This window comes from Serratia sp. GW822-FHT06D09 (assembly GCF_058799515.1).
In genome coordinates, this window is record NZ_JBXALO010000004.1 from 65,086 (window position 1) to 86,672 (window position 21,587).

Below are 21,587 nucleotides of genomic sequence, written 5' to 3' on the forward strand. Positions count from 1 at the left end.
CAAACAGGGGGCGGAATGAAAGCACTAACTACCAGACAGCAAGAGGTCTATGATCTGATTCGCGATCATATTTCGTCCACTGGCATGCCGCCGACGCGTGCCGAGATCGCCATGCGTCTGGGGTTCCGTTCGCCAAATGCCGCAGAAGAACATCTGAAAGCGCTGGCGCGTAAAGGCGTCATCGAAATCGTCTCCGGCGCTTCGCGCGGCATTCGGTTGCTGATGGAAGATGAAGAGGGTTTACCGCTGATTGGCCGCGTGGCTGCCGGTGAGCCGCTGCTGGCGCAGCAGCATATCGAAGGTCACTACAAGGTGGATCCTTCCCTGTTCAAACCGAGCGCGGATTTCCTGCTGCGGGTTAACGGTATGTCGATGCGTGATATCGGTATTCTGGACGGTGATCTGCTGGCGGTGCATAAAACTCAGGACGTGCGTAATGGCCAGGTGGTTGTGGCGCGCATCGAAGATGAAGTTACGGTCAAGCGGCTGAAAAAGCACGGTAACGTGGTTGAGCTGCTACCGGAAAACAGTGAGTTCCAGCCGATTGTGGTTGATCTGCGTCAGCAGAACTTCACCATTGAAGGCTTGGCGGTCGGCGTGATCCGCAACGGCGACTGGGTTTAACCCATAAGCCTGCACGCTGCCCTTTGATTTAAATCGCCCCAGCTCTGGGGCGATGTCATTTCTGACCGATTAAAACCGCATTGCCACGGGAACATTTCACTATGCGCCTGCTCTCCGCCTTCACCAGCGATACCGATAAAGCCTTGTGGCGCCTGGCGCTGCCAATGATCTTCTCCAATATCACCGTGCCGTTGCTTGGGCTGGTGGATACCGCAGTGATCGGTCACCTCGACAGCCCTGTTTATCTGGGCGGTGTGGCGGTAGGAGCCATGGCGACCAGCTTCCTGTTCATGCTGTTGTTGTTCCTGCGTATGAGCACCACCGGTCTGACTGCGCAGGCTCTGGGCGCACAAAACCCACAGGGATTGGCGCGCGCCTTTATGCAACCGCTGCTGCTGGCGGCGTTGGCCGGTGTGGCCATTGTCTTGCTGCGCCATCCGCTGATCGAACTGGCGCTGAAAATCGTCGGTGGCGACGAGGCGGTGCTGGAGCAGGCCCGATTATTCCTCGAGATCCGCTGGCTGAGCGCACCGGCGGCATTGGCGAACATGGTTATCCTGGGCTGGCTGCTTGGCGTGCAATACGTACGTGCGCCGGTGATCCTGCTGATTGTCGGCAACTTATTGAATATTGTACTGGATATCTGGCTGGTGATGGGGCTGGGCTGGAACGTGCAAGGTGCGGCGACGGCGACCGCTATTTCTGAGTATGCCACGCTGCTGCTGGGCTTATGGCTGTCCTGGCGGGTCATGCGCCTGCGTGGCATTTCCATGCCGATGCTGCGCACTGCCTGGCGTGGCAACCTGCGGCGTTTACTGGCGCTGAATCGCGACATTATGCTGCGTTCCCTGCTGCTGCAGCTGTGTTTCGCTTCTTTGACCATCTTCGGTGCCCGGCTTGGCGGCGAAGTGGTGGCGGTGAATGCGGTGCTGATGAACTTACTGACCTTTACCGCCTATGCGCTCGACGGTTTTGCCTACGCGGTTGAAGCGCATTCTGGCCATGCCTATGGCGCGCGCGACGATAGCCAACTGCGCAAGGTGTGGCGTGCGGCTTGCCGACAAGCCTGTCTGGTCGCGTTGGCCTTTGGCCTGGTTTATGCCGTTGCCGGTCAGCATATTATCGCCGCCTTGACCTCGTTACCGGAACTGCGTGCGCTGGCCGGCCACTATCTGCCGTGGCAGGTGGTGCTGCCATTGGTGGGCGTATGGTGCTATTTGCTGGACGGCATGTTTATTGGCGCCACACGAGGAGCAGAAATGCGCAACAGCATGGCAGTGGCGGCGGCCGGCTATGGTTTGACGCTGCTGACCGTACCCGTCTTGGGCAATCATGGTTTATGGCTGGCGCTGGCGGTCTTTCTTTCTCTGCGCGGCATCGCGCTCGGCTGGATTTGGCACCGCCACAGGCTGCGCGGTACCTGGTTTGCCGCGGATCCAACGGCTCACAATGAGACGTTATCATAAAATTAACTAATGTTTTGTATTCATATTGAGTTACATATTATCGCGTCGATTGAGTCCCGCTTACTGACTGTTATTTCGGGTGTTTTACTGAATTTTGTTGTTTTGTTGAATTTTTATTCTGGTTTTTTGTTATTTATCGATATCTGTTGCTATAGTTAATCATGTGGCTGGCGGAATGAATTGGAATGACATTCCCTTCATTTTAGGTCAATTGACCATGATTATTACTCAGTTAAGCCCAGCGACAAGTTTTTAAAACTGACTAATCACAGGTAACGGAGAGGTTATGAACAAAGATCAAGCCGACGGTAACTGGAAGCAGTTTAAAGGGAAAGTGAAGGAAAAATGGGGCAAGCTGACCGATGACGATTTGACGGTCATTGAAGGGAAACGCGAACAGCTTGTCGGTAAAATTCAGGAACGCTACGGCTACCAGAAAGAGGCGGCCGAGAAAGAAGTGAAATCCTGGGAAGACCACAACAAGTATCGCTGGTAGTGCGATAGGCCGCAGCGGATTGCGGCCGTAAACTATGCTGATGGCCAGGCGTTTCAATCCCCTTGACGCTATGGCCGAAGGTACAGGGAGGTACCTGATACCCTCTTATTTCTTCTTGATAGCGATGCTGTGATCGTGTTCGCCGCAATCATGTTTGCTATCGCAGGCTTCTACCTCAACGCAACCCTCACACAGGCCATGGGCTTCTACCACGCTGTGACGCAGGGCAAATCCTGACTCTTTAGCCAGCTTTTGCAGCGTCTCTTCGATCCCTTCGGTTGTGCGCTCAGTCACCTGGCCGCAGCGATCGCAAATGAACAGTGCGGAAGTATGCATCGGCTGTTCGAAATGATGGCACAACACATAGCTGTTCGCCGATTCCACGCGATGAATAAAGCCTTGTTCCAACAGGAAATCCAATGCACGGTAAACCGTGGGGGGTTTGGCCTGGGGTTCGGCTACGCGCAGCAAATCCAGCAGGTCGTAAGCGCTGATGGCACCGGGCTGTTGTGCCATCAGGCGTAACACTTCCAGCCGCTGCGGTGTCAGCCGCACATTGCGTTGCTGGCAGAGTTGTTCAGCCTGCGCCAGCAGCTTTTCCTGGGTGCTTGAGTTCATGGCAAATTTCCCGGTACGTAAAAAAGCCGATTTTACCATGCTTCAGCCGAATCGCCGAGAGTCGGCCACTTTTCTGCCAGTATGGCGCATTAAACGTCCGGTTTAGCGCCCGTTGTTAGCCAGAAATGTGATGGTATTCACGATGTTCCGTGCCGTTCTCGCAGGCTATGGCTTTGCGTAGGCTCTTAGGCAGTCAGCGAACGCTGTAATTGACTGGCCAATCTGACCATTTCCACTGCCGGATTATGGCCAATCAGCATGAAACTGTGTCTGCTATCGGACCAATAGACCACATTCATTCCCAGGCGTTGTTCGCTCTCGGCGGGCTGCGACTTGCCCGGTTGCTGGATAATACACAGTGCCAATACACCGTACCGCGCATCCAGCCAGGTCAATTGAGCAATACGGCGATCGTCGTACGCCAGCACACGGGCGTTTTTCAGTTCGGCCCCTTGCAACGTCAGCTGCGGCAGAGGAAGCGCGATGCTCAGCCGATCACCAGTGTGCTGTAGTTGACTGGCAATCTGCGCTGCGGAGCCCTCAAAACCCATCAGCGTTTCCGGGGTGTACAACGCCATATATTGAGCGACCAGGCTCCGCCAGTTGTCATCCGGTTGGCTGAGCTGCAGATAGGCGCGATCGCCTGCGATGCCCAGTGCCAGAAAAGCGACGGCGGCGGCAATCAGGCCACGGCGGCTGATAGCGTGCGGTGGCGAGGGGACGATAAGTGGCAATTTTGACTGCAATCTTTGCACCGGCGCTTCATCAAGCAAAGGCGCAAAGGCTTGCTTAAAGGGCAAGCTGCTGCGCTCCAGCAACGACAAGCGTTCTGCCAACGCCGGTTCGCCGGCCAGACGCTGTTCCAGCCGGTGGCGTTGCTGTGGGTCCAACTGATTATCCAGATAGGCGACCAGCAGTTCATCCGTTGCGTAGGCTGAACTCATGATTGTTCTCCTTTTACCTGCGGGGTACGGGTTTGCAGCAGGCTGTCGTTCGCCAACCGCAGCCGTGCCGCCGCCAGACGGCTCATGATGGTGCCAATGGGCACACCCAGCACCTCAGCGGCTTCCCGGTAAGAAAGTTCCTCCACGTACACCAGAAACAACGTATTGCGCTGCGCCTCCGGCAGTTGATTAACCCGTTGCATCACCTCATTGGCCCAAATCGGCTGCTCGCCGTTTTCCGCACCGGCCAGTTCGTCAACGTCGACAAAGCCCTGTCCCTGGCGAATGTGCTGAGAGCGGACCTCGTTCAACCAGATGGAGTGAAGAATGGAAAATAACCAGCGGTCCATACGCGTTCCCACGGCAAACTGTGCGGCGCGTTCCAACGCCCGCACGCAGGTGGCCTGAACCAAGTCGTCGGCTACGTCCCGCCGGTGGGACAGCACCAAGCCATAGCGCCACAGGCGGGAGAGATATTGGCCGATTTCGTTGCGGATCGCGTCGCTGCTGATGTTTGCCTCCGGGTTTTACGATTCAGGGTGATGATCGATAGCCGCCGCCAGATCTCGGTACTCTTCACAACCGGTACCGCACAGCGATTGAATAACCTTAAGCTGCTCCTTCGCCAGGTCCTGACGCCCTTTGATCATATAAGCCTCACCCAGGTATTCGCGGACTTTGGGGTATTTCGGATCGAGCGCCACTGATTTTAAATAGTAGCCGATCCCTTCGTCGGTGCGGCCGAGCTTGCGGGTGGCATAGCCGCGGTAATTTAGGGCCACGGCAGTGTTGGGATCTTTGAGGGTATTCAGCACATCCAGCGCTTCCTGATAGCGGCCGCTTTTGGCCAGCGCATAGGCATAGTTCGTGCGATCGTTGTCGCTGACCATGCTGCTTTTATCCACCATGCAGGTTTTGGTTTTCGTATCGTATATCTGGCCTTTGGGGCAGGTTGGCGTGGTTTGACCGCTGCCATCGCCGCCCATCGCCAGAGCGGTACCGGAAAACAGCAGTGAACCGGCAATGACTGGCAGCAGCAGGCGTTTAACGAAACTGTTCATGGTTATTTCCTCATCATGAAGGACGCAGAACTGCGGCCTTACAGAGAGAACACCTGACAGCCTCTTTTTATTCGCTTTTGCCGGTGCTTTTTTATCGGCGACACAGCGGTTTTCCCAACGCCGCCGATTGTCGTTATAATAGCCGTTTGCGGCAGCATGCCGTTCGTTGAACCCCAGACAGAATCAGGTAGCCGGTAGCCCAGCATGACGACAGACAATAACGCCCCAAAATACGCCGCCAATCGTTTTTCCATCGCGCCTATGCTCGACTGGACCGATCGTCATTGCCGTTACTTCCACCGCTTGTTGACCAAGGAAACCTTGCTGTACACCGAAATGGTGACTACCGGCGCGATTATCCACGGTAAGGGCGACTATCTGGCCTACAGCGAAGAAGAACATCCTGTGGCGCTGCAACTGGGCGGCAGCGACCCGGCTGCGCTGGCGCACTGCGCAAAACTGGCTGAGCAGCGCGGCTATGACGAGATCAACCTCAACGTCGGTTGCCCGTCGGATAGGGTACAGAACGGCATGTTCGGTGCCTGCCTAATGGGACAGGCAACGCTGGTTGCCGACTGCATCAAGGCGATGCGCGACGTGGTGTCGATCCCGGTGACGGTGAAAACCCGCATTGGTATTGACGATCAGGACAGCTACGAGTTTCTGTGCGATTTCATCGCCACCGTCGCCGGGCGCGGTGAATGTGACATGTTTACCATTCATGCCCGCAAGGCATGGCTGTCGGGCCTGAGTCCGAAAGAGAACCGCGAAGTGCCGCCGCTGGATTATCCGCGCGTGTACCAGTTAAAAAAGGATTTCCCGACGCTCACTCTGGCGATTAACGGGGGGGTGAAAACGCTGGAAGAGGCGAAACAGCATCTGCAGCATCTGGATGGCGTGATGATGGGGCGCGAAGCCTACCAGAACCCAGGCATTCTGGCGCGGGTCGACAGTGAACTGTTTGGCTGCCAAAGCGAAGTTATGGACAGCATAGCGATTATCGAATCGTTGTATCCGTACATTGAACGCGAGCTGTCGAATGGCACTTATTTGGGCCATATCACCCGCCATATCCTTGGGTTGTTCCAGGGCGTGCCCGGTGCCCGTCAGTGGCGCCGTCACCTGAGTGAGAATGCCCATAAGCCAGGGGCCGATGCACGCGTGGTTGAGCAGGCGCTGGATTTGGTTCGCCTACCGCGCACCGAGATGGCGTAATAGAGATAAAATTCTGACTAACAGTTAGTGTTTTTGACCAGGCATGTTGCGTGATGCGGCATGCCTTTTTTTTCAATTTCAATAACTTAGTCCTCTCACCATTTTGGCACGCTTCTTGTAATACCTTCGCAGATACTTTGTTTTGCGAAGGAGCAAAATCATGTTGGAACTCTTCTTTCTGGTCGGCTTTGTCGTCATGCTGATGGTGACGGGCATTTCGTTGCTGGGCGTATTCGCGGCGTTGCTGGTGGCCGCGGCATTCATGCTGATTGGCGGGCTGTTTGCGATGGTGATTAAGCTGTTGCCGTGGCTGATTTTGGCGGTGGTTGGCGTTTGGATCTACCGTTCAATGCAGAAGCCTTCAATACGCCGCTATTAATTTTTTGTCGAATAATCAGTCGGTCACGCTGAAAGTCGAGCAACAGATGCGTTCTTAATGCGGCAGCGATCACAGCTTGACGTTTAAACGGCCGGTGCGGCGCATTAGCCATTTTTTTTGCGCCTCGGGGCTGTTAGGATGTTTGCCGATGCAGCGATGCGACCGATTTCATCACCGCAAGAGACAATAATAATACGAGCGTTGCTCAAGCAACCCACTGTCTCTGGCGGACTCTGCTCTACCCCTACAAACGCAGTAACAAAAAGGGCTCCTTACGGAGCCCTTTTTGTTACTGATAATCCAGCAATATTAAGATCTTGGCCAGTTGTCGCTTTCAAGTTGCAACGTACGTTCAATGGTCATGTTCAGTTCGCATGAAGCCGCATCCAGCGCATCGCCGGAGCCATGCGGTGCTGCCACCAGCGCCTGGCATTGGCTGTCTTTGAACTTCAGCCAGTTACGCTGTGCCTCACGCCAGGCTTTTGGGGCTGCCTTAAACTTGAGCGCTTCCTTATAGGACTTGTTCAGGCGTGCATCCCAGAGCTTGAACTCTGTTTCAATGCAGGCAGCCATACTTGGTGTATTGAGATCTGGTTTGCTCATACATTGCGTATAGGCGGCAGAGTAAGGGTATTTCATCAATGCGTCTTTTTCTGCGTTTGGCGTCGCTGCCTGCGCTGCGGTGGCCAACGCTGGAGCTGCGGCGAAAACCAGCGCTGTAACCAGCATTTTTATTTTCATTTCAGAGCTATTTCCCTATTGAACAACGTGAATTGCCGGAAGATCATATTCCACTCTTCGCCTTTAGACGATGTACCACCGCACGTTATACCTAATTTTACCGATCTTTTTTCCAACTCAACGACCAGGGATCAGCAGGCTTGAGCCGCTGGTATTACGGCTTTCCAGCACCTGATGCGCACGTTGTGCGTCAGCCAGCGCAAACTTCTGCTCTTCTTTCACGTCGACCTTGATGGCCCCGCTGCCGATCAATGAAAACAGCTCATTGCTGGCAAATTGCAGCTCCGCGCGGCTGGTGATGTAGCCATTGAGGGAAGGGCGGGTGACATACAGAGAGCCTTTCTGGTTAAGCAATGCCAGATCGACACCGGTAACCGGGCCGGAGGCGTTGCCAAAACTCACCATCAGCCCACGTCGCTTGAGGCTATTGAGCGAGGCTTGCCAGGTGCTTTGGCCCACAGAGTCATACACCACGCCGACTTTTTCGCCCTGGGTCAGTTCGGCGACGCGCTGGGCGATGTCTTCCTTATGGTAATTGATGGTGGCCCAGGCGCCGGCACGCTTCGCCAGCTCGGCTTTTTCGTCGGAACCGACGCTGCCGATTAACCTCGCCCCGAGCGCTTTGGCCCACTGGCAGGCAATCAACCCGACACCGCCTGCGGCAGCATGGAACAGGAACACTTCACCCGGCTGCACCTCATGGGTTTGACGCAGCAGGTAATGCACCGTCAGCCCCTTCAGGAATGAGGCTGCCCCTTGCTCGAAACTCAAATTGTGCGGCAGGATGGCCACTTTTTCCTGCGCGACGTTGTGCACTTCGCTGTAAGCACCGAGCGTTGACTGGGCGTAAACCACGCGGTCACCCGGCTTCAGCGCGCTGACTCCTGCGCCGATCTTGGTGACCACCCCGGCCGCCTCGGTGCCCAACCCACTTGGCAGGCTGGCGGGCGGGTATAACCCGCTGCGTATGTAGGTGTCGATATAGTTGATGCCGATCGCCTTGTTCTCGATCTGCACCTCACCGGCTGCCGGGTCTGGTGGGGTAAAATCAACGTATTGCAACACTTCAGGGCCGCCGGTGGCGGAGAATTGAATGCGCTTGGCCATATCAGTACCTCGTGTGGGTGTCTGATTTCACCCTACGCGTTTTAGTATTGGCGATCCAGTTTGTCCGCGCGCGGATTGATACCTTTTTTGCATCGGTTATGCCGCAGGAATCACAGATAAAAATCACGTATACTCTCGCGTCAGGATCCTTCATTCGCAACCGGATTAAGAATACGCTTCATGGCAGGAAAAAAACCAACCAACAAAACAAACGCAGACGAAGCCAGAGAACGTCCCCGCGATCGCCAGATGGAAGGGCTGAAGATGCCGCCACATTCGCTGGAGGCTGAGCAGTCAGTGTTGGGCGGTTTGATGCTGGATAACGAACGCTGGGATAACGTGGCGGAACGCGTGGTCTCCAATGATTTCTTCAGCCGCCCGCACCGCCTGATCTTTACCGAGATGCAGCGCCTGCTGGAGATGAGTCGGCCTATCGATTTGATCACCCTGTCCGAATCGCTGGAACAGCGGGGCGAACTGGACTCTGTCGGCGGCTTCGCCTATCTGGCCGAATTATCGAAAAACACCCCAAGCGCTGCCAACATCGGCGCTTATGCGGATATCGTGCGTGAACGTGCGGTAGTGCGTGAGATGATCTCGGTGGCCAATGAGATCGCTGACGCCGGCTACGATCCGCAAGGGCGCAGCAGCGAAGATCTGCTCGATTTAGCCGAATCGCGGGTATTCCAAATTGCGGAAAATCGTGCCAGCAAAGATGAGGGTCCAAAAGGGATCGAGCGTATCCTGGAAGATACCGTTGCGCGTATTGAGCAGCTGTATCAGCAGCCGCACGATGGCGTCACCGGGGTGGATACCGGCTATCAGGATCTCAATAAGAAAACCGCCGGTTTGCAAAAGTCGGATCTGATCATCGTCGCCGCCCGTCCAGCAATGGGTAAAACCACCTTCGCCATGAACCTGTGCGAACACGCCGCGATGACGCAGGACAAGCCCGTGCTGATTTTCAGCCTGGAAATGCCCTGCAACCAGATCATGATGCGTATGCTGGCCTCGCTGTCACGTGTGGATCAGACCCGTATTCGTACCGGCCAGTTGGACGATGAGGACTGGGCGCGAATTTCCAGCACCATGGGTATCCTGCTGGAGAAGCGCAATATGTACATTGACGACTCCTCTGGCCTGACGCCAACCGAAGTGCGCTCCCGTGCGCGGCGTATTTTCCGTGAACATGACGGCATCAGCCTGATCATGATCGACTACCTGCAGTTGATGCGCGTGCCGTCGCTCTCCGACAACCGAACGTTGGAAATTGCCGAGATCTCCCGCTCGTTAAAAGCCCTGGCGAAAGAGCTGCAGGTACCGGTGGTGGCGCTGTCGCAGCTGAACCGAAGCCTGGAGCAGCGTGCCGACAAGCGCCCGGTCAACTCCGACCTGCGTGAGTCCGGCTCCATCGAGCAGGACGCCGACCTGATTATGTTCATCTACCGTGATGAGGTTTATCACGAGAACAGCGATCTGAAAGGGATTGCCGAAATTATTCTGGGTAAGCAGCGTAACGGCCCAATCGGTACCGTACGCCTTACCTTTAACGGCCAGTGGTCGCGCTTCGATAACTATGCGGGGCCACAGTATGATGACGAATAATCAGCTAAGGAACTGAAATGAAAGCGGCAACCGCTGTAATCGACCGCCGCGCTCTGCGACATAATCTGCAACAGGTGCGCCGTCAGGCGCCGCAAAGTCGCCTGATTGCCGTTGTGAAAGCAAACGCTTATGGACATGGCCTGCTGGAAACAGCCCACACCCTGCAAGATGCCGATTGTTACGGCGTGGCCCGCATTGGCGAGGCGTTGAAGCTGCGCTCCGGCGGCATCGTCAAACCTATCCTGATGCTCGAGGGCTTCTTCTCGGCCGAGGATCTGCCGGTGCTGGTGGCCAATAACATCGAAACCGCCGTGCACAGTATCGAACAGCTTGAAGCGCTGGAGCAGGCCACGCTGGCGCGTCCGGTGCCGGTGTGGATGAAGCTGGATACCGGCATGCATCGTCTGGGGGTCCGCCCTGAGCATGCCGAGGCGTTTTATCAGCGTCTGAGCGCCTGCCGCAATGTGGTGCAGCCGGTCAATATCATGAGCCACTTCAGCCGTGCCGATGAGCCGGGTTCCGATGCCACGCTCAAACAAATGCAGTGCTTTGAACAGTTTGCCCGTGGTAAACCGGGCCAGCGTTCTATTGCCGCCTCCGGCGGTACCCTGCTGTGGCCGGATGCGCATAACGACTGGGTTCGCCCAGGCATTATCCTGTATGGCGTCTCGCCGATGGAGGACGCCAACGGCAGCCAGTTTGATCTGCAGCCGGCGATGACGCTCAAGTCCAACCTGATCGCGGTGCGTGAGCACAAGGCTGGCGAGTCCGTAGGCTACGGTGGCACCTGGGTCAGTGAAGGTGATACTCGCTTGGGCGTGGTGGCGATGGGTTACGGCGACGGTTACCCGCGCAGCGCGCCTTCCGGTACGCCGGTGTGGCTCAACGGCCGTGAAGTGCCGATCGTGGGCCGGGTGTCGATGGACATGATGTCGGTCGATCTGGGGCCGAACGCGACCGACAAGGTCGGGGATGAGGTGGTGCTTTGGGGGCGGGAGTTACCGGTCGAACGCATCGCCGAATGCACCGGCATCAGTGCTTATGAACTGATTACCAAGCTGACGCAGCGCGTGGCGATGGAATATATCGGCGAATAAGTCCATTGAGGGGCCGCCAGGCAGCGGCCCCGTTATATTGAGTTACTTCTTCACTGCCAACCACTGATCGATAATGCTTTGATACTCACCGGTCGCCTTGGCCAGGTGCAGCCACTGATCCACATACAGCTTCCAGCTCAAATCGTCACGCGGCAGCATGTAAGCCTTTTCGCCATACTGCATCGGCTTTTTCGGGTTGACCGCGCACAGCTTCGGATAGCGTTTTTGCTGATACTGCGCCTCGGAAGCGTCGGTGATCATCACATCGGCTTTCTTGTCGACCAACTGCTGGAAAATCCCCAAATTATCATGGGTCAACGTCAGTTTGGCCTTGGGCAGATAGGCGTGGACAAAGGCCTCGTTGGTGCCGCCTGCCGGCTCAAGCAGGCGTACGGACGCTTTATTGATCTGGTCAATGGTGCGGTATTTCTTCACGTCGGTGCAGCGCACTAACGGGATCTTGCCGTCGGTATCCAACGGGTCGGCGAAGAACACCTGCTTTTGACGTTGCAGCGTGACCGAGATGCCGCCCATGGCGATATCACATTTGCCGGCGACAAAGTCCGGCGTCAGGGTTTTCCAACTGGTTTTCACCCATTTCACCTTGGCGCCCAGGCTTTTTGCCAGCGATTCCGCCATGGCGATATCAATGCCTTCGTAGCTGCCGTCTTCTTTTTGGAAGGTATAGGGTTTGTAATCGCCGGTGGTGCACACTTCCAGCGTGCCCTGCTGTATCACCTTATCCAAATGCGATTGTGCGCTGGCGCTTCCGGCGGCAACCAGCAGTGCGAGAGGGAGAAATCTTTTCATCGGCGTCCTTATTATACATTCGTGGTTTTATGCGCTATTTAACCGCTCATTGTTGCTGACTTGCGCGAGTTACCCGTTTTTTATGCCATTGGCAGGCGGAAACGTCCGGCATTGCTGCTGTGCGCTTCACAACCTCGGTGCGGGAAGGGTATCCACAGTCAAAAAACTGATAGGCTGTAACGTCAACATTTATTAACACAGTTTACAGGTGGCTATGTACAACATTGACGATTTTGATATGAAAATCCTGACGCTGTTACAGGCCAATGGCCGTCTGACCAATCAGGAACTGAGCGATCTGGTGGGGCTGTCGGCATCCCAGTGTTCGCGGCGGCGCATCAGCCTGGAACAGGCGCAACTGATCCGCGGTTACCACGCGCGGCTGGCGCCGGAGGCCGTCGGGCTAGGGTTGGTTGGCCTGATAGAAGTGAGTCTGACCCACCATGCTCAGGAGCAGATCGACAGTTTCCACCAGATGCTGGAAGAAGTGGACGCCATTCTTGACGCTTACAAAACCACCGGCGATGCTGATTATCTGCTGAAGGTTGCGGTGGCGGACCTGCCGGCACTGGACGATTTGATCAGCCAGACGCTGTCCCGCCACAAAAGCGTGGCGCATATCAAAACGGCGGTGGTGCTCAACCGAATCAAGGAAAATGGTTTGTTGCCGGTTGCGAGATAAAGCTCAAACTGAACGGCCTTTTCCGTCTATATTAGGAGCGTAACGCTGTGCCTACTCACCATAATCCAGGAGAATAATCCGTGTTCCAGAATGTTGATGCCTACGCAGGTGACCCGATCCTGTCGCTGATGGAAAAATTCAAAAAAGACTCACGTGCGCACAAGGTTAACCTGAGTATCGGCCTTTACTATGATGAGCAGGGTATTATCCCGCAGATGAAAGCGGTTGCTGCGGCAGAAGCGCAGCTGAACAGCGTGGATCATGGGGCATCGGTGTACCTGCCGATGGAAGGTCTGCTGCCTTACCGCACGGCGATCCAACATTTGCTGTTCGGTGCCGAACACCCGATGCTGCAGCAAGGGCGCATCGCCACCATTCAAACCGTGGGCGGTTCCGGCGCGCTGAAAGTCGGTGCCGACTTCCTGAAAAGCTACTTCCCGGATTCGCAGGTGTGGGTCAGCGATCCGACCTGGGAAAACCACGTTGCCATCTTTGGCGGCGCTGGGTTCAAAGTGAACACCTATCCGTACTTCGACAGCGAAAGCCTGGGCGTGAAGTTTGACGCCATGCTGAGCGCGTTGAAACAGCTGCCGAAGCACAGCATCGCACTGCTGCACCCGTGCTGCCATAACCCGACAGGTTCCGACCTGACCCACACTCAGTGGGATGAAGTGGTCAAAGTGATCGCCGAGCGTGAACTGATCCCATTCCTCGATATCGCTTATCAGGGCTTCGGTGGCGGCATTGCCGATGATGCCTACGCTATCCGCACTATTGCTGCGGCCGGTCTGCCATGCCTGGTGAGCAATTCCTTCTCGAAAATTTTCTCGCTGTATGGCGAACGCGTCGGCGGCCTGTCGGTAGTGTGTGAAAGCGAAGAAGCGGCCGGACGCGTGTTGGGCCAACTGAAGGCCACGGTGCGTCGTAACTACTCCAGCCCGCCGAACTTCGGTGCGCAGGTGGTGGCGAAAGTGCTGAACGACGCGCAGCTGAAAGCCCAGTGGTTGGCCGAAGTGGAAACCATGCGCACCCGTATTCTCGAGATGCGCAAGACGCTGGTGGAAGCGCTGAAAATCGCCCTGCCGCAACGGAACTTCGATTATCTGCTCGCACAGCGCGGCATGTTCAGCTACACCGGCTTTAGCGCTGCACAGGTTGATCGCCTGCGTGAAGAATTCGGCGTGTACCTGATCCACAGTGGACGCGTTTGCATGGCTGGCCTGAACCACCACAACGTGCATCAGGTAGCCGAGGCGTTTGCCGCCGTGCAGTAAAAGCTGTTAGGGTAAACTGACGTTAGCCAGGGAGCGATAGCGATATCGCTCCTTTTTTGTTGTCGGTTTGCCGCCAGAGTTGCCGCAAACTGGAGAGAGAATATACTGATTGAGGGGCGCTCACTTATGTGGCATCAGCAAACGCTAATCCTCAGCGCAAAAGCGCGTGGTTTTCATCTGGTTACCGAAGAGATTACTGACCAGCTAACCCACTTACACCGCCTGCAAACTGGCCTGCTGCATCTGTTATTGCAGCATACCTCGGCCTCGCTGACGCTGAACGAGAACTGCGATCCTACGGTGCGAGCCGACATGGAGCAGCATTTCCTGCGTCAGGTGCCAGAGAACGCACCCTATCAGCATGACTACGAAGGGCCGGACGACATGCCGGCGCACATCAAATCCTCTCTGTTGGGCACGTCGTTGACGCTGCCTGTCGGTCACGGGCGGCTGATGCTGGGCACATGGCAGGGAATTTGGCTGGGGGAGCACCGCATCCACGGCGGTTCACGCCGGGTTGTGGCCACGTTACAGGGGGAATAACCCAATGAATAACACAGCACTGCTGGAATACTGCATGGCGAAACCGGGCGCGGAACAGAGCGACCAGAACCAGTGGCAGGCCAGCCAGATCAAAGTCGGCGACGTTATGTTCGCCATGGTGTGCGAGGTACAGGGGCGACCTGCTTTGGCGGTAAAATCCAGCCCGGAACTGGCGGAAAGCCTACGGGAGCATCACCCGGAGATCGTCCCCTGCGTCGGACTGAACAAGGCACACTGGAATACGGTCTTTCTTGATGGCAATCTGCCGAACTCGCAGTTCTATACGTTGATCGACAGTTCCTATCAGCTGGTGCTGGAAGGGTTACCCGACCATGTGCGCCAGGAATTGCGCGCCTAACCATAGATAACGGCAGGTGTAGCGCCTGCCTGAGTCCTTCGTTTATTTCTTCTGTTTTCCCGCCAAACTGTGATCGTGATTCGATATTGGGAACGTTCCCGTTTTATTGTGGATGAGGAAAGACTAGGCTTTTTAATCAATAAGCCGAAATACCAAAGGATGCCGCGAGATGGCGATGAGTGAAGAAAAACGCAAAATGATTGCCGGTGAATTGTACGACGCCGGCGACGAACTGTTGCGCAGCGAGCGCAAGCGCGCACGCCAATTGGTCCACCGTTACAACCATTCGTCACCGGATGAGGGCGACCTGCGTAAACAGGGATTGGCAGAATTGTTGGGCCAGTATCAGGGGGGCACTATCGAGCCGACGTTTCGCTGCGATTACGGCTACAACATCTATCTGGGGAAGAATTTCTACGCCAATTTTGACTGCGTGATCCTCGACGTATGCGAAGTGCATATCGGTGATAACTGCCTGCTGGCGCCTGGAGTGCATATTTATACCGCCACCCATCCGCTGGATGCGGAAACCCGCGTGGGCGGGGCGGAGTTCGGCAAGCCGGTGCGCATTGGCAATAATGTGTGGATTGGCGGTCGTGCGGTGATTAATCCCGGCGTTACGCTGGGGGATAACGTGGTGGTGGCGTCCGGTGCGGTGGTGACCAAGGACGTGCCTGCGAACTGCGTGGTCGGCGGCAATCCGGCGCGAGTGATAAAGCAGCTGTAAGAAAATCGGGCGCCGCTGTGGGCGCCCGAGAGGCTTAGGCTCGCAAAGAGTCGATATCCACCACGAAGCGATATTTCACGTCGCTTTTCAGCATCCGCTCGAAGGCTTCATTGATTTGCTGCATCGGGATCAGTTCGATATCCGAGGTAATGCCGTGCTGGCCGCAGAAATCCAGCATCTCCTGGGTTTCTGCAATGCCGCCAATCAGTGAACCGGCGATGCGACGACGCTTCATGATCAGGTTAAACACCTGCGGTGACGGGTGGTCATGCTCCGGTGCGCCAACCAGCGTCAGGGTGCCGTCACGGCGCAGCAGATTGAGGAACGGGTTCAGATCGTGCTGGGCCGCCACCGTGTTAAGAATAAAATCGAAACTGTTGGTGTGCTGCGCCATCTCTTCCGAATTGCGTGAGATCACCACTTCGTGAGCGCCGAGGCGTTTGGCATCTTCGACTTTGGACGCTGAAGTCGTGAACAGCACCACATGCGCTCCCATCGCCCGGGCCAGTTTAACGCCCATGTGCCCCAGCCCGCCGAGACCGACGATGCCCACCTTTTTACCCGGACCGGCGCCCCATTGACGCAGCGGGGAATAGGTGGTGATACCGGCGCACAGTAAGGGGGCGACACCGGCAGGATCGAGGTTTTCCGGTACGCGAAGTACAAAGTCCTGATCTACTACCATATCGGTGGAGTAGCCGCCGTAGGTGGTGGCGCCGGTTTGTCGATCCTCACCGTTATAGGTGCCGGTAAACCCATTTTCACAATATTGCTCCAGACCCTCGTCACAGCTCGGACAGCTGCGGCAGGAGTCCACCATACAGCCCACGCCGACCAAATCACCGACCTGATAGCGTGACACATGGTTGCCGACGGCGCTCACGCGCCCCACAATTTCGTGGCCGGGAACCACCGGAAAAAGGGTGTTGCTCCATTCGTTGCGGGCCTGGTGTAAATCCGAATGGCAGACGCCACAGAACAGAACCTTGATTTGCACATCGTGGTCGCGCAAGGTGCGCGGCGTGTAATCAAAAGGAACTAACGCTGATTTGGCGTCATGCGCGGCATAGGCGTGCGTAATGTTCATGGTAACTCCAGTCATCAGTGTATGGGGGGAACGGCTTCCGGCAGTAGGGTGCCGGTGGACGTGGCCTGAGTACGGCAAAGGGCCACAGAGGGAACATTGATGATAAAAGCTGAGAGCGGGGAGGGAAATGCCTGAAAATGTCTAAATCTTGCCTGTTTCTGTTCAATTTGACCGAAACGGGTAAGCGTGCGGGCCGCTACAGTAACGGCCCGCCTGGCAGGGGATTATTTCTTCTTCAGTAACGGCTTAAGGAAGCGCGCGGTGTGCGACGTTTCGCAGTTAGCCACGGTTTCCGGCGTGCCGGCAACCAGGATCTCACCGCCGCCGCTGCCGCCTTCCGGCCCCAGGTCGACAATCCAGTCCGCGGTTTTAATCACGTCCAGGTTGTGCTCAATCACCACGATGGTATTGCCCTGATCGCGCAGTTGATGCAGCACCGCCAGCAGTTGCTGAATATCGGCGAAGTGCAGCCCGGTGGTCGGCTCATCCAGGATGTACAGCGTTTGACCGGTACCGCGTTTTGACAGCTCACGAGCCAGCTTGACGCGCTGCGCTTCCCCGCCGGACAGCGTGGTCGCCGACTGGCCGAGACGGATGTACGACAGGCCGACTTCAATCAAGGTTTGCAACTTACGCGCCAATGCCGGTACCGCGTCGAAGAAATCACGTGCCTCTTCGATGGTCATCTCCAGCACTTCGTGAATGCTTTTGCCTTTGTACTTCACTTCCAGCGTTTCGCGGTTATAGCGTTTGCCTTTGCACTGGTCGCACGGCACATAGATGTCCGGCAGGAAGTGCATTTCCACCTTGATCACACCGTCACCCTGGCAGGCTTCGCAGCGGCCACCCTTGACGTTAAAGCTGAAGCGGCCCGGGTTGTAACCGCGACTGCGCGATTCCGGCACGCCGGCGAACAGCTCACGCACCGGGGTGAATATGCCGGTGTAGGTCGCCGGGTTGGAACGCGGAGTACGCCCGATCGGGCTTTGATCGATGTCGATCACCTTGTCGAAGTGCTCCAGACCGGTCACTTCGCGGAACGGCGCCGGTTCGGCGATAGTGGCACCGTTTAGCTGGCGCTGGGCGATCGGGAACAGCGTGTCGTTGATCAGCGTGGATTTGCCGGAGCCGGATACCCCGGTAATGCAGGTAAATAGCCCCACCGGCAGCGTCAGCGTCACGTCCTTCAGATTGTTACCGCGAGCACCGCTCAATTTCAGCACCTTGGTCGGGTCCGCCGGGACGCGCTGTTCCGGAATGGCAATCTCGCGTTTGCCACTGAGGAACTGGCCGGTCAATGACTCAGGCTGCGCCATGATGTCTTCGACGGTGCCTTCCGCCACTACCTGGCCGCCGTGCACGCCGGCACCGGGACCGATGTCGATGACATGGTCGGCGGCGCGGATGGCGTCTTCGTCATGTTCCACCACGATCACCGTATTGCCGAGGTTACGCAGGTGGATCAGGGTTTCCAGCAGGCGTTCGTTGTCGCGCTGATGCAGGCCGATTGACGGCTCATCCAGCACGTACATCACGCCCACCAGGCCGGCGCCAATCTGGCTGGCCAAACGGATACGCTGCGCTTCACCGCCGGAGAGGGTTTCCGCCGAACGCGACAGCGACAGGTAGTTCAGGCCGACGTTCACCAGGAATTTCAGGCGATCGCCAATCTCTTTCAGCACTTTCTCGGCGATCTTGGCGCGCTGGCCGCTGAGCTTCATGTTCTGGAAGAAGGTCATCGCATGGCCGATGCTCAGATCGGAAATTTCCGGCAGCGTGGTGTCTTCAACGAACACGTTTCGCGCTTCTTCGCGCAGACGGGTGCCGTGGCACGAGGCGCAAGGACGGTTGCTGATAAACTTCGCCAGCTCTTCGCGCACCGCACTGGATTCGGTTTCTTTATAACGGCGCTCCATGTTGTGCAGCACGCCTTCGAACGGATGGCGGCGCACGGTGGTGTCACCGCGATCGTTGATGTATTTGAATTCGATCGATTCTTTACCGGAGCCGCTGAGCACCGCTTTCTGCACGTTGGCGTCCAGGCTGTTGAAAGGCGCTTCAACGTCAAACGCGTAATGCTCTGCCAGCGAACGCAGCATCTGGAAGTAGTAGAAATTGCGACGATCCCAACCGCGAATGGCACCGCCGGCCAGCGAAAGCTCGGGGTTTTGCACTACGCGTTCCGGATCGAAGAACTGCTGTACGCCCAGACCGTCGCACGTTGGGCAGGCGCCGGCCGGGTTGTTGAACGAAAACAGGCGCGGTTCGAGTTCGCGCATGCTGTAGCCGCAGATAGGGCAGGCGAAGTTGGCGGAAAACAGCAGCTCATCCGCTTTTTCGTCGTCCATATCAGCCACAATGGCGGTGCCGCCGGACAGCTCCAGCGCGGTCTCGAAGGATTCCGCCAGACGCTGCGACAGATCATCGCGCACTTTAAAACGATCGACCACCACTTCGATGGTGTGCTTTTTCTGCAACTCCAGCTTCGGGGGATCGGAAAGATCGCACACTTCGCCGTCGATGCGCGCACGGATATAGCCCTGGCTCGCGAGGTTTTCCAGCGTTTTGGTGTGCTCGCCCTTGCGGTCTTTTACCACCGGGGCCAGCAGCATCAGGCGTTTGCCTTCCGGCTGGCTGAGCACGTTATCCACCATCTGGCTAACGGTTTGCGCCGCCAGTTCGACATGGTGATCCGGGCAACGCGGTTCGCCGACGCGGGCAAACAGCAGACGCAGGTAATCGTGGATCTCGGTGATGGTGCCGACCGTGGATCGCGGGTTATGCGAGGTCGATTTCTGCTCGATGGAAATTGCCGGTGACAGACCTTCAATGTGGTCGACGTCCGGTTTTTCCATCAGCGAAAGGAACTGGCGTGCATAGGCGGAGAGCGATTCGACGTAGCGACGCTGCCCTTCGGCATACAGGGTATCAAAGGCCAGCGAGGACTTGCCTGAACCGGACAGACCGGTGACGACGATCAGCTTGTCACGCGGGATAATCAGGTTGATGTTTTTGAGATTATGGGTTCGAGCACCACGAACTTCGATATTGTCCATTTACACTTCCCGTCTTGATGATACACCGCGCCTGTCTGGGTGATTTACGCACGATTATGTGATCGAACGCGCAAAAAACCGGCACAGCCAGTACGAAACGCATAATTATGACACAAAAAAACCTGAATGAATATCCAGTACATGAATGCAAACAGGTCGATCGAAAGGACAATTCCGGAATACAGCACGCAGTAATCAACACGGGTGTCGTTTCAGGCTGAGCGTGTTAAACTTACTCGTTTATACTGTGTAAAAATCAATCATCAGGAGAGTTCTCATGGCCAGCAGAGGCGTAAACAAAGTAATTCTGGTCGGGAATCTGGGCCAAGACCCGGAAGTCCGTTACATGCCGAATGGCGGTGCAGTGGCCAACATTACCCTGGCAACCTCCGAAAGCTGGCGTGACAAGGCGACTGGCGAGCAGAAAGAAAAGACCGAGTGGCACCGCGTTGTGCTGTTCGGCAAGCTGGCTGAAGTGGCGGGCGAATATCTGCGTAAAGGTTCCCAGGTGTACATCGAGGGCGCGCTGCAGACTCGCAAATGGACCGATCAGGCTGGCGTAGAAAAATACACCACCGAAGTTGTGGTTAACGTTGGCGGCACCATGCAGATGCTGGGCGGCCGTCAAGGCGGTGGCGCACCGGCAGGCGGTGGTCAGGCTTCCGGCGGCCAGGGCGGTTGGGGTCAACCTCAGCAGCCACAAGGCGGCAACCAGTTCAGCGGTGGCCAGCAGGCGCGCCCGGCGCAGAACAACGCACCGGCAGCCAGCAGCAATGAACCGCCAATGGACTTCGACGACGATATTCCTTTCTGATATCAGGTTGTCCTAAGCCCAAAAAAAAGCCCCTTTTGGGGCTTTTTGCTTTTCAGAACATTTAAGCCGAAAAACCGCCGTCGATGCTCAGGCTGGCACCGGTGATATAGCCCGCCTCCGGACCGGCGAGGTAAGCGACAAAGCTGGCGATCTCCTCATCTTTGCCGTAACGGCTGATGGCCATCATGGCTTTTAACTGTTCGGCGAAATCACCGCTGGCCGGATTCATGTCGGTATCGACCGGGCCGGGTTGCACGTTATTGACGGTGATGCCGCGTGGGCCCAGATCGCGCGCCATGCCTTTGGTCAGACCGACCAGCGCGGATTTGCTCATGGCATAAACTGCGCCGCCGGCAAAGGGCATGCGTTCAGCGTTGGTGCTGCCAATATTGATGATTCGGCCACCGTCATTCATATGGCGCGCCGCTTCCTGGCTGGCGACAAATACGCTGCGCACGTTGACAGCCAGCGTGCGATCCAGATCCTCCAGCGGCAGCTCTTCGGTACTGCCCATCGCAAGCACGCCGGCGTTGTTCACCAGAATGTCCAGATTACCCAGGCTGTTTACTGCCTGGCGTACCGCTTGTTGCAGGGCCGCGGCATCGGCACTGTCGGCCTTGATGGCGAGCGCTTTACCGCCGGTGGCGCTGATTTCGGCCACCAGGGCGTCTGCTTTTTCGGCGGAGGCGACGTAGGTGAAGGCTACGGTGGCGCCTTCACGTGCCAGGCGCTTAACGATGGCGGCACCAATGCCGCGTGAGCCGCCCTGAATAAATGCGACTTTGTTTTGCAGAGGATGTGCTGTTGTCATGGTGCTTCTCCAGAGTGGGGTGAGGTTAAACATCTACCGGATCAGTATCTGGGAAACGCCGGGTCGCCACTA

The 21,587-nt window shown here is 56.5% G+C and carries 23 protein-coding genes; 13 read left to right on the forward strand and 10 right to left on the reverse strand.

Annotation, left to right across the window (positions count from 1 at the left end; all coding sequences use genetic code 11):
* Positions 1 to 15: 15 nt before the first annotated feature.
* The 3 genes from lexA to AC1RKG_RS11300 all read left to right on the forward strand — a co-directional run bounded on the left by lexA (position 16) and on the right by AC1RKG_RS11300 (position 2,586).
* Positions 16 to 624, forward strand: coding sequence for a transcriptional repressor LexA (lexA, locus tag AC1RKG_RS11290; protein WP_037416119.1), 609 nt, complete (start codon positions 16 to 18; stop codon positions 622 to 624).
* A 101-nt stretch (positions 625 to 725) separates the two neighbouring features.
* The gene (dinF, locus tag AC1RKG_RS11295) at positions 726 to 2,090 is read left to right on the forward strand and encodes an MATE family efflux transporter DinF (protein ID WP_020837168.1); all 1,365 of its coding nucleotides are present in this window, start codon (positions 726 to 728) and stop codon (positions 2,088 to 2,090) included.
* 286 nt (positions 2,091 to 2,376) lie between these two features.
* Positions 2,377 to 2,586 (forward strand): CsbD family protein, encoded by a 210-nt coding sequence (locus tag AC1RKG_RS11300; protein WP_017894203.1) that lies wholly within the window; start codon positions 2,377 to 2,379, stop codon positions 2,584 to 2,586.
* Positions 2,587 to 2,691: 105 nt separating this feature from the next.
* Here the strand turns inward: AC1RKG_RS11300 and zur are convergent, their stop codons facing one another.
* From zur to AC1RKG_RS11320, 4 genes are all read right to left on the reverse strand, one after another.
* Positions 2,692 to 3,204 carry a zinc uptake transcriptional repressor Zur gene (gene zur / locus AC1RKG_RS11305; protein WP_041415728.1) on the reverse strand — a complete coding sequence of 171 codons (513 nt, stop codon included), beginning with the start codon at positions 3,202 to 3,204 and terminating at the stop codon, positions 2,692 to 2,694.
* A 185-nt stretch (positions 3,205 to 3,389) separates the two neighbouring features.
* The gene (locus AC1RKG_RS11310) at positions 3,390 to 4,148 is read right to left on the reverse strand and encodes an anti-sigma factor family protein (RefSeq protein WP_490633077.1); all 759 of its coding nucleotides are present in this window, start codon (positions 4,146 to 4,148) and stop codon (positions 3,390 to 3,392) included.
* Entirely contained in the window at positions 4,145 to 4,633 is a 489-nt protein-coding gene (locus AC1RKG_RS11315) for an RNA polymerase sigma factor (protein ID WP_071827058.1), read from the reverse strand. The genes AC1RKG_RS11310 and AC1RKG_RS11315 overlap by 4 nt, the downstream gene beginning before the upstream one ends.
* Before the next feature lie 42 nt (positions 4,634 to 4,675).
* A complete protein-coding gene (locus AC1RKG_RS11320) occupies positions 4,676 to 5,209 on the reverse strand; it encodes a tetratricopeptide repeat protein (RefSeq protein WP_115060659.1) in 534 nt (177 codons plus the stop codon).
* A 204-nt stretch (positions 5,210 to 5,413) separates the two neighbouring features.
* On the opposite strand from AC1RKG_RS11320, the gene dusA reads away from it, so the two are divergent.
* A complete protein-coding gene (dusA, locus tag AC1RKG_RS11325; RefSeq protein WP_404780420.1) occupies positions 5,414 to 6,424 on the forward strand; it encodes a tRNA dihydrouridine(20/20a) synthase DusA in 1,011 nt (336 codons plus the stop codon).
* 160 nt (positions 6,425 to 6,584) lie between these two features.
* Positions 6,585 to 6,803 carry an envelope stress response protein PspG gene (pspG, locus tag AC1RKG_RS11330; protein WP_020837162.1) on the forward strand — a complete coding sequence of 73 codons (219 nt, stop codon included), beginning with the start codon at positions 6,585 to 6,587 and terminating at the stop codon, positions 6,801 to 6,803.
* Positions 6,804 to 7,112: 309 nt separating this feature from the next.
* Here pspG and AC1RKG_RS11335 read toward each other — a convergent pair whose 3' ends face one another.
* Positions 7,113 to 7,544, reverse strand: coding sequence for a lysozyme inhibitor LprI family protein (locus AC1RKG_RS11335; RefSeq protein ID WP_041415033.1), 432 nt, complete (start codon positions 7,542 to 7,544; stop codon positions 7,113 to 7,115).
* A 117-nt stretch (positions 7,545 to 7,661) separates the two neighbouring features.
* Positions 7,662 to 8,651, reverse strand: coding sequence for a quinone oxidoreductase (locus tag AC1RKG_RS11340; protein WP_020837160.1), 990 nt, complete (start codon positions 8,649 to 8,651; stop codon positions 7,662 to 7,664).
* A 180-nt stretch (positions 8,652 to 8,831) separates the two neighbouring features.
* Here AC1RKG_RS11340 and dnaB point away from each other — a divergent pair, with 180 nt between their 5' ends.
* Both dnaB and alr read left to right on the forward strand, forming a co-directional pair.
* Positions 8,832 to 10,256: a replicative DNA helicase gene (gene dnaB / locus AC1RKG_RS11345; RefSeq protein WP_020837159.1), complete on the forward strand. Its 1,425-nt coding sequence runs from the start codon at positions 8,832 to 8,834 to the stop codon at positions 10,254 to 10,256.
* A gap of 17 nt (positions 10,257 to 10,273) precedes the next feature.
* The gene (alr, locus tag AC1RKG_RS11350; protein WP_261287009.1) at positions 10,274 to 11,353 is read left to right on the forward strand and encodes an alanine racemase; all 1,080 of its coding nucleotides are present in this window, start codon (positions 10,274 to 10,276) and stop codon (positions 11,351 to 11,353) included.
* 42 nt (positions 11,354 to 11,395) lie between these two features.
* Here the strand turns inward: alr and AC1RKG_RS11355 are convergent, their stop codons facing one another.
* Positions 11,396 to 12,163 (reverse strand): transporter substrate-binding domain-containing protein, encoded by a 768-nt coding sequence (locus tag AC1RKG_RS11355; RefSeq protein ID WP_046372529.1) that lies wholly within the window; start codon positions 12,161 to 12,163, stop codon positions 11,396 to 11,398.
* Between the two features lie 214 nt (positions 12,164 to 12,377).
* On the opposite strand from AC1RKG_RS11355, the gene AC1RKG_RS11360 reads away from it, so the two are divergent.
* The 5 genes from AC1RKG_RS11360 to maa all read left to right on the forward strand — a co-directional run bounded on the left by AC1RKG_RS11360 (position 12,378) and on the right by maa (position 15,747).
* Positions 12,378 to 12,845 (forward strand): Lrp/AsnC family transcriptional regulator, encoded by a 468-nt coding sequence (locus tag AC1RKG_RS11360; protein WP_020837156.1) that lies wholly within the window; start codon positions 12,378 to 12,380, stop codon positions 12,843 to 12,845.
* 80 nt (positions 12,846 to 12,925) lie between these two features.
* Entirely contained in the window at positions 12,926 to 14,119 is a 1,194-nt protein-coding gene (locus AC1RKG_RS11365) for an amino acid aminotransferase (protein ID WP_258090749.1), read from the forward strand.
* Positions 14,120 to 14,245: 126 nt separating this feature from the next.
* Positions 14,246 to 14,662 carry a secondary thiamine-phosphate synthase enzyme YjbQ gene (locus AC1RKG_RS11370; protein WP_017894193.1) on the forward strand — a complete coding sequence of 139 codons (417 nt, stop codon included), beginning with the start codon at positions 14,246 to 14,248 and terminating at the stop codon, positions 14,660 to 14,662.
* A 4-nt stretch (positions 14,663 to 14,666) separates the two neighbouring features.
* On the forward strand, positions 14,667 to 15,020 hold the full coding sequence (locus tag AC1RKG_RS11375; RefSeq protein WP_020837154.1) for an MmcQ/YjbR family DNA-binding protein: 354 nt from the start codon (positions 14,667 to 14,669) through the stop codon (positions 15,018 to 15,020).
* Positions 15,021 to 15,189: 169 nt separating this feature from the next.
* The gene (gene maa, locus AC1RKG_RS11380; protein WP_020837153.1) at positions 15,190 to 15,747 is read left to right on the forward strand and encodes a maltose O-acetyltransferase; all 558 of its coding nucleotides are present in this window, start codon (positions 15,190 to 15,192) and stop codon (positions 15,745 to 15,747) included.
* 34 nt (positions 15,748 to 15,781) lie between these two features.
* Here maa and AC1RKG_RS11385 read toward each other — a convergent pair whose 3' ends face one another.
* Together AC1RKG_RS11385 and uvrA are read right to left on the reverse strand one after the other, a co-directional pair.
* Entirely contained in the window at positions 15,782 to 16,834 is a 1,053-nt protein-coding gene (locus tag AC1RKG_RS11385; protein WP_187961985.1) for an NAD(P)-dependent alcohol dehydrogenase, read from the reverse strand.
* 224 nt (positions 16,835 to 17,058) lie between these two features.
* Complete coding sequence (gene uvrA / locus AC1RKG_RS11390; protein WP_020837151.1) at positions 17,059 to 19,890, reverse strand: excinuclease ABC subunit UvrA; 2,832 nt, start codon at positions 19,888 to 19,890, stop codon at positions 17,059 to 17,061.
* A 277-nt stretch (positions 19,891 to 20,167) separates the two neighbouring features.
* Between uvrA and ssb1 the strand changes: the two genes are divergently transcribed.
* Positions 20,168 to 20,704 (forward strand): single-stranded DNA-binding protein SSB1, encoded by a 537-nt coding sequence (gene ssb1 / locus AC1RKG_RS11395; RefSeq protein WP_020837150.1) that lies wholly within the window; start codon positions 20,168 to 20,170, stop codon positions 20,702 to 20,704.
* A 61-nt stretch (positions 20,705 to 20,765) separates the two neighbouring features.
* Here ssb1 and AC1RKG_RS11400 read toward each other — a convergent pair whose 3' ends face one another.
* Positions 20,766 to 21,515 carry a 3-oxoacyl-ACP reductase family protein gene (locus AC1RKG_RS11400; protein ID WP_046372533.1) on the reverse strand — a complete coding sequence of 250 codons (750 nt, stop codon included), beginning with the start codon at positions 21,513 to 21,515 and terminating at the stop codon, positions 20,766 to 20,768.
* Between the last annotated feature and the right edge of the window lie 72 nt (positions 21,516 to 21,587).

What these genes read in the sequence shown, in the direction of transcription:
- lexA (WP_037416119.1), top strand. Translation starts at nt 16, where the DNA reads ATGAAAGCACTAACTACCAGACAGCAAGAGGTCTATGATCTGATTCGC.
- dinF (WP_020837168.1), top strand. Translation starts at nt 726, where the DNA reads ATGCGCCTGCTCTCCGCCTTCACCAGCGATACCGATAAAGCCTTGTGG.
- AC1RKG_RS11300 (WP_017894203.1), top strand. Translation starts at nt 2,377, where the DNA reads ATGAACAAAGATCAAGCCGACGGTAACTGGAAGCAGTTTAAAGGGAAA.
- zur (WP_041415728.1), bottom strand. Translation starts at nt 3,204, where the DNA reads ATGAACTCAAGCACCCAGGAAAAGCTGCTGGCGCAGGCTGAACAACTC.
- AC1RKG_RS11310 (WP_490633077.1), bottom strand. Translation starts at nt 4,148, where the DNA reads ATGAGTTCAGCCTACGCAACGGATGAACTGCTGGTCGCCTATCTGGAT.
- AC1RKG_RS11320 (WP_115060659.1), bottom strand. Translation starts at nt 5,209, where the DNA reads ATGAACAGTTTCGTTAAACGCCTGCTGCTGCCAGTCATTGCCGGTTCA.
- dusA (WP_404780420.1), top strand. Translation starts at nt 5,414, where the DNA reads ATGACGACAGACAATAACGCCCCAAAATACGCCGCCAATCGTTTTTCC.
- pspG (WP_020837162.1), top strand. Translation starts at nt 6,585, where the DNA reads ATGTTGGAACTCTTCTTTCTGGTCGGCTTTGTCGTCATGCTGATGGTG.
- AC1RKG_RS11335 (WP_041415033.1), bottom strand. Translation starts at nt 7,544, where the DNA reads ATGAAAATAAAAATGCTGGTTACAGCGCTGGTTTTCGCCGCAGCTCCA.
- AC1RKG_RS11340 (WP_020837160.1), bottom strand. Translation starts at nt 8,651, where the DNA reads ATGGCCAAGCGCATTCAATTCTCCGCCACCGGCGGCCCTGAAGTGTTG.
- dnaB (WP_020837159.1), top strand. Translation starts at nt 8,832, where the DNA reads ATGGCAGGAAAAAAACCAACCAACAAAACAAACGCAGACGAAGCCAGA.
- alr (WP_261287009.1), top strand. Translation starts at nt 10,274, where the DNA reads ATGAAAGCGGCAACCGCTGTAATCGACCGCCGCGCTCTGCGACATAAT.
- AC1RKG_RS11355 (WP_046372529.1), bottom strand. Translation starts at nt 12,163, where the DNA reads ATGAAAAGATTTCTCCCTCTCGCACTGCTGGTTGCCGCCGGAAGCGCC.
- AC1RKG_RS11360 (WP_020837156.1), top strand. Translation starts at nt 12,378, where the DNA reads ATGTACAACATTGACGATTTTGATATGAAAATCCTGACGCTGTTACAG.
- AC1RKG_RS11370 (WP_017894193.1), top strand. Translation starts at nt 14,246, where the DNA reads ATGTGGCATCAGCAAACGCTAATCCTCAGCGCAAAAGCGCGTGGTTTT.
- AC1RKG_RS11375 (WP_020837154.1), top strand. Translation starts at nt 14,667, where the DNA reads ATGAATAACACAGCACTGCTGGAATACTGCATGGCGAAACCGGGCGCG.
- maa (WP_020837153.1), top strand. Translation starts at nt 15,190, where the DNA reads ATGGCGATGAGTGAAGAAAAACGCAAAATGATTGCCGGTGAATTGTAC.
- AC1RKG_RS11385 (WP_187961985.1), bottom strand. Translation starts at nt 16,834, where the DNA reads ATGAACATTACGCACGCCTATGCCGCGCATGACGCCAAATCAGCGTTA.
- uvrA (WP_020837151.1), bottom strand. Translation starts at nt 19,890, where the DNA reads ATGGACAATATCGAAGTTCGTGGTGCTCGAACCCATAATCTCAAAAAC.
- ssb1 (WP_020837150.1), top strand. Translation starts at nt 20,168, where the DNA reads ATGGCCAGCAGAGGCGTAAACAAAGTAATTCTGGTCGGGAATCTGGGC.
- AC1RKG_RS11400 (WP_046372533.1), bottom strand. Translation starts at nt 21,515, where the DNA reads ATGACAACAGCACATCCTCTGCAAAACAAAGTCGCATTTATTCAGGGC.